General features: G+C 54.7%; 4 protein-coding genes. All 4 read left to right on the top strand.

The window, feature by feature from the left end:
• Positions 1-114 precede the first annotated feature (114 nt).
• Positions 115-591, top strand: a complete 477-nt coding sequence (nuoE, locus tag R2I50_RS09790; protein WP_316608958.1) for an NADH-quinone oxidoreductase subunit NuoE — start codon at positions 115-117, stop codon at positions 589-591.
• Positions 588-2,324 (top strand): NADH-quinone oxidoreductase subunit NuoF, encoded by a 1,737-nt coding sequence (locus R2I50_RS09785; RefSeq protein ID WP_316608957.1) that lies wholly within the window; start codon positions 588-590, stop codon positions 2,322-2,324. The genes nuoE and R2I50_RS09785 overlap by 4 nt, the downstream gene beginning before the upstream one ends.
• Before the next feature lie 13 nt (positions 2,325-2,337).
• The gene (locus tag R2I50_RS09780; RefSeq protein ID WP_316608956.1) at positions 2,338-4,539 is read left to right on the top strand and encodes an FAD-dependent oxidoreductase; all 2,202 of its coding nucleotides are present in this window, start codon (positions 2,338-2,340) and stop codon (positions 4,537-4,539) included.
• A gap of 77 nt (positions 4,540-4,616) precedes the next feature.
• A partial coding sequence (locus R2I50_RS09775; protein ID WP_316608955.1) for a glutamate synthase central domain-containing protein occupies positions 4,617-6,493 on the top strand: 1,877 nt, incomplete at its 3' end.

Genomic DNA, 6,493 nt, shown 5'->3' with positions numbered 1-6,493 from the left:
CTATGCTCGCAGAGGGCATCGTCTGATAGAAGCTCTTTACTCACAATATCAATAGCGCGCTCTCCTGAAAAAGCGAGAGTGCGCTTTTCCTGTAAATAGAAAGAGGAAATTTGTATGGAAAAATGTATTGACTTATCACTGCTCGACGGCGTACTCGACGAATACGCCTCCGTCAAAGGCAGCCTTATCACCATCTTACAGCACACGCAGGACATCTACGGCTATCTGCCGAAGGTTGCGATCGAGCGTATCTCTGAGAGGACAGGTATCGCGACCAGCGAGATCATGGGAGTAGGTACCTTCTACACCCAGTTCCGCTTTGAGCCTGTCGGAAAATATCTTATCATGCTGTGTCAGGGTACGGCGTGCCATGTCAACAGCTCCGAGCTCATTTTGCAGACCATCAAGGATGAGCTGCATATCGACGACGGTCAGACCACCGAGGACGGCTTGTTCTCGCTCAAATGCGTGGCGTGTCTGGGCTGCTGCTCGCTCTCGCCCGTCATGATGGTCAACGAGGACACCTACGGCTCCCTCACCCCCGACAAGACCAAAAAGATATTGAAAGAACTAAGGGAGGCGGCAGTATGAGAATCGTCATCGGACAGGGCTCCTGCGGTATCGCCGCGGGTGCGGAGAAGGTTAGAAAGGCGCTTCTTTCTCAAAGTATTGAAGCCTCTATCTCTATTACCGGCTGTATCGGTATGTGCTACCTCGAGCCGATCGTGGATATCTATGACGAGGATAAGCTCACCAGATTGGTCAAGGTTTCGGAGAGTGACGCTCCCGCAATCGCCGAGTACATCAAGGCAGGCGATCGCTCTAAGATTGAGAATCTTACAGTCACCGACGAGGACAGCGAGTTCCTCTCGAAACAAACTCGAATCGCACTGCGCAACTGCGGTATCATCAACCCCGAGATCATCGAGGAATATATCGAGAAAGACGGTTATACAGCACTCAAAAAAGCGCTCGGCATGACTCCCGAGGAAGTAATTGACATCATCAAGACCTCAGGGCTTGCGGGTCGCGGCGGCGCGGGCTTCCCGACATGGTTCAAGTGGAACGCCGCCCGCAACTCTGAGGGCGAGGAAAAGTACCTGATCTGCAACGCCGACGAGGGCGACCCCGGCGCGTTCATGGATCGTGCGGTCATCGAATCCGACCCCCACAACCTCATCGAGGGTATGCTGATCGGCGCGTATGCCATCGGCGCAAAGCATGCGGTCGTCTATGTCAGAGCGGAATATCCGCTCGCCATCAAGCGTTTAAAGAATGCTTTGGAACAAGCACGTGAAAAAGGCATCATCGGCAAGAATATCTTCGGTACTGACTTCTCCTGCGACTTTATGATCAAAGCGGGCGCGGGCGCGTTCGTCTGCGGTGAAGAAACCGCCCTGATCGAGAGTTTAGAGGGTCACAGAGGTATGCCGCGCTTGAAGCCGCCGTTCCCCGCACAAAGCGGCTTTTGGAGAAAGCCCAGTAACATCAACAACGTCGAGACCTTCGCCAACGTCGCTTGGATCATCAATAACGGCGGCGAAGCCTTCGCCGCGATGGGTACAGAAGGTTCTAAAGGCACCAAAGTCTTTGCCGTCACAGGTAAGGTCAAGCGCTCGGGTCTGGTTGAAATCCCCATGGGCAAGACGCTCCGCGACGTCATTTTCGACATCGGCGGCGGTATGAAGACCGACAAGCCCTTCAAGGCTGTTCAGATGGGCGGTCCCTCCGGCGGTTGTATTCCCGCCTCCTTAATAGACACCGTTATCGACTACAAAGCTCTCGGCGCTACCGGCGCGATTATGGGCTCGGGCGGTATGGTCGTCATGGACGAGAGCACCTGCATGGTCGGTATGGCAAAATTCTTCCTCGATTTCACCGCCAAGGAAAGCTGCGGCAAATGCATCCACTGCCGTATCGGCACCAAGAGAATGCTCGAAATGTTAGAGCGTATCACCAAGGGCGAGGGCAAAGAGGGAGATATCGAACTGCTCGAAGAGCTGTGTTACGCCATCAAGGACGGCGCTCTCTGCGGTCTCGGTCAGACAGCGCCGAACCCGGTACTCACCACCATCAAATATTTCCGTGACGAGTATGAAGCTCACATCAAGGACAAAAAGTGTCCCGCGGGCGAATGCTCCGATCTGATCGAATACAGTATCAACGCGGATAAGTGCAGGGGCTGTACCTTGTGCGCACGCAATTGTCCTGTGAACGCTATCACCGGTACAGTAAAGAATCCCCATACAATAGATATAAACAAGTGTATCAAGTGCGGAAAATGTTATTCCGTATGCCGCTTTGACGCGGTAGTAAAAGCGTAAAGGAGGGGTAAGAATGATCAATTTAACGATAAACGGAAAAGCGATTCAAGCCCCCGAGGGCGCAACGATCTTAGAAGCCGCGAGAGCGAACGGTATCGACATTCCTACCCTTTGCTATGACAAGGCGGTGGAGATCTACGGCGCGTGCGGTCTGTGCGTGGTGGAGGCTGAGGGAATCCCGAAGCTTCTGCGCTCCTGCTCCGCGAAGGTCAGCGAGGGCATGGTCATCAACACGGAATCACCACGCGTGGTGCAATCCAGAAAGATCGCCATGGAGCTGTTGATGTCAGCACATGACGGCGACTGCGTCGCGCCGTGTCAGCTCAACTGTCCCGCGAGAACCGACTGCCAGGGCTATGTCGGACTGATCGCTAACGGCGAATACGACAGCGCAATAAAGTTGATCAAGAACAAGATTCCGCTCCCCGCTTCAATCGGCAGAGTATGTCCCCATCCGTGCGAAAAGGCCTGCCGCCGTAAAAACGTGGAAGAGCCGATCAATATCGCACAGCTCAAAGCCTTTGCCGCGGATATCGACCTCAACAAAGAGAGTTATTTACCGGACGTTATGGTGCGAACCGGAAAAACAATCGCAATTGTAGGCGGCGGTCCCGCGGGACTGACTGCGGCGTATTATCTGAACATCATGGGTCATTCCGTCACCGTTTATGACATGATGGAGAAGATGGGCGGTATGCTCAGATACGGCATCCCCCAGTACAGACTTCCCAAAGAGGTCTTAGATAAAGAGATCGCCATTATTGAAAAATCCGGCGTGAAGCTCGTCAATAATGTGAAGCTCGGCAAGGACTTTACCATTCAGTCATTAAAAGCCGAGAACGACGCGGTGATCGTCGCCGTCGGCGCGTGGAAATCTTCTTCCATGCGTACCCCGGGCGAAGACCTCGAGGGCGTTTACGGCGGAATCGATTTCCTCCGTGCGGTCATACAGGGTAATCCTCCCGCAATCGGTGAGCGCGTTGCCATTTGCGGCGGCGGCAATACCGCGATGGACGCTTGCAGAACCGCTGTCCGACTTGGTGCGAAAGAAGTATATGTCATCTACCGCAGAACCAGAAACGAAATGCCCGCCGACGCGCTCGAGATCGACGAAGCGGAGGAAGAGGGCGTGATCTACAAGTTCCTCACCAATCCGATCTCCTTCAACGACGAGAACGGCAAGCTGAAATCCGTGACCTTGCAGATCATGGAGCTCGGCGAACCCGACGCGTCGGGTCGCCGCAGACCTGTTCCCGTAGAGGGCAAGACCGAGGAGATCCCGCTCGACAGCGTTATCCTCGCCATAGGTCAAAAGCTGGTGCAGGGCGACGTCAGCGAGCTAAAGCTCAACGACCGCGGCAACATCGAAGCCGACCCCGACTTCTTCACCACCAGCATTGACGGTGTATTCGCAATCGGCGACGCGACCAACCGCGGCGCGTCCATCGCGATCGAAGCGATCGGCGAGGCTGACCGCTGTGCAAAGGCGGTTGACGCGTATCTGAACGGTCAGCGCCTTGACACGCGCGTTCCGTATATCTCCAAGCGTGACGAAGCGACGATCGATTACTCCGACAGAGAGAAACAGGCGCGCCTGAATCCGAAGGTTTTAGCACCCGACGTACGTAATAAGAACTTTGATGAAGTCAGCTTAGGCTTCACCGAGGAAGAAGCGCAGGCGGAAGCAAGCCGCTGCTTAGAATGCGGCTGCCGCGAGTATTATAAATGTAAGTTGCTCAACGTAGCACAGAGATACGACATCGACCCGAGCCGCTTCAAGGGTGAGATGCCGCAAAAGTACACCCGCGACGAAAACGCCTTCATCGAGCGCAACACGGCGAAATGTATTCTCTGCGGACTGTGCGTGCGCTCTTGCCGCGAGGTCATGGATATCCACGCCCTCGGCTTGATGGGCAGAGGCTTCACCACCGAGCCTGCCCCCGCCTTCGCGCTCCCGCTCGATCAGACCAAGTGCAACAACTGCGGACTGTGCGTGCAGCTCTGTCCGACAGGCGCGCTGACAGAGAAAGCCAACCTCAAAAAACAGGTACCGCTTGACGAAAAAACAACAGAAACCTTTATTGATATAAACGGAGAGAAAGCCGCTGTGCTGGTCTCCCGCTACAACGACAAGATCCTCAGAGTGATTCCCAATGATGAGATTTCACGCAACGCGAACCTAACACGCGAGCAGCTCCTTGCAAAGTTGCAATAATTGACTAAAGGCTGTCTCACCGCTCAGGTGAGGCAGCCGCTCTTTTTATCAAATGATCATCGGAAAGGAAGGGTCATATGAATAACACAAATAACCTTCTCTATCGAGAGTGCTTTGAGCACGATAACTGCGGTATCGGCGCGGTCGTCAACATCAAGGGCAAGCCCTCGCATACCACGGTCGACAACGCCCTGACGATCGTCGAGACCTTAGAGCACCGTGCCGGTAAGGATGCAGAGGGCAAGACCGGCGACGGCGTCGGAATCCTGCTCCAGATCTCAGACCGCTTTTTCCAAAGGACGGCACAGGAACTGAACATTCCGATCGGCGCAAAGCGAGATTACGCAGTCGGTATGTTCTTCTTCCCTCAAAATGAGCTTCGGCGCAATCAGGCGAAGAAGATGTTCGAGATCATCGCGGAAAAGGAGGGCTTAGCCGTTTTAGGGTGGCGAGAAGTCCCCTGCGATCCTGACGCGATCGGCAGCAAGGCGCGGGAGTGTATGCCTGATATCGAGCAGTGCTTCATCAACCGCCCTCAGGATATCAAGCGCGGGATCGACTTTGACCGCAAGCTGTATGTCGTGCGGCGCTCCTTTGAGCAGAGCAATGAGGGCACCTATGTCGCCTCGCTGTCGTCGAGGACGATCGTGTATAAGGGCATGTTCCTCGTCGGCGATCTCAGGCGGTTTTACCTCGATTTAGCGGATGAAGTTTATGAGAGCGCGATCGCTCTGGTGCATTCGCGCTTTTCGACCAACACCTTCCCGAGCTGGCAGAAAGCGCATCCGAACCGTATGATCGTGCATAACGGCGAGATCAACACGATCCGCGGCAACAGCGACAAGATGCTCGCGCGTGAAGAAAATATGGCTTCGCAATATCTAATGGGCGATATGGACAAGGTGCTTCCGGTCATAAATCCCGACGGCTCGGATTCCGCACGCTTGGATAACACCTTGGAATTCTTGGTGATGAGTGGAATGGAGCTGCCGCTTGCCGTGATGATCACTATTCCAGAGCCGTGGGACAACAACGACGCGATCTCGCAAAAGGAACGCGACTTTTATCAATACTACGCGACGATGATGGAGCCGTGGGACGGTCCCGCGTCGATCCTGTTCTCGGACGGCGATATGATGGGCGCGGTGCTCGACAGAAACGGACTGAGGCCGTCCAGATACTATATCACTGACGACGATCATCTGATCCTGAGCTCCGAGGTCGGAGCCCTGCCGATCCCCTCTGAAAGAATCGTGAAGAAGGAGCGCCTCCATCCGGGCAAGATGCTGCTCGTGGACACCGTGCAGGGAAGATTATTAAGCGACGAAGAAGTCAAACGGCATTACGCCTCAAAAGCTCCCTACGGCGAATGGCTCGACAGCAACCTGACGCGCCTGAAATACCTGAAGGTGCCGAACGCCAAGGTGGAGGAGCATCACAGAGAAGAACGCCGCCGCCTGCAAAAGGCATTCGGTTACACCTATGAGGATGTGATGACGTCCATCCTGCCAATGGCGCAGAACGGCGCGGAGCCGATCGCCGCAATGGGATCTGATAAACCGCTCGCGGTCTTGTCCGATCAACCGCAGCCGCTGTTCGATTATTTCAAGCAGAATTTCGCGCAGGTGACCAACCCGCCGATTGACGCGCTGCGTGAAAAGATCGTCACCTCTACCACGATCTATATCGGCAAGGACGGCAACCTGCTGGAAGAAAAGGCGGATAACTGCAAGGTTATCAAGGTCGTCAATCCGATCCTGACCTCCACCGGAATACTCAAGCTCAAGAGGATGAACCTGCCCGGCTTCAAGGTCGCCGAGATCCCGATCCTGTACTATAAAAACACCAAACTCAGCAAGGCGATACGCCGCCTGTATGTGGAAGCGGACAAGGCGAGCGCCGCGGGAGCGAATATCCTGATCCTCTCCGACAGGGGCGTGGACGAAAACCATCT

The organism is uncultured Ruminococcus sp. (assembly GCA_902785355.1).
Taxonomy (GTDB): Bacteria; Bacillota; Clostridia; order Oscillospirales; family Acutalibacteraceae; genus Ruminococcoides.
This window is presented reverse-complemented; position numbering and strand designations above follow the sequence as displayed.

Excerpts from the sequence above, each read along its gene's own strand:
- nuoE (WP_316608958.1), top strand. The coding sequence starts at position 115 with ATGGAAAAATGTATTGACTTATCACTGCTCGACGGCGTACTCGACGAA.
- R2I50_RS09785 (WP_316608957.1), top strand. The coding sequence starts at position 588 with ATGAGAATCGTCATCGGACAGGGCTCCTGCGGTATCGCCGCGGGTGCG.
- R2I50_RS09780 (WP_316608956.1), top strand. The coding sequence starts at position 2,338 with ATGATCAATTTAACGATAAACGGAAAAGCGATTCAAGCCCCCGAGGGC.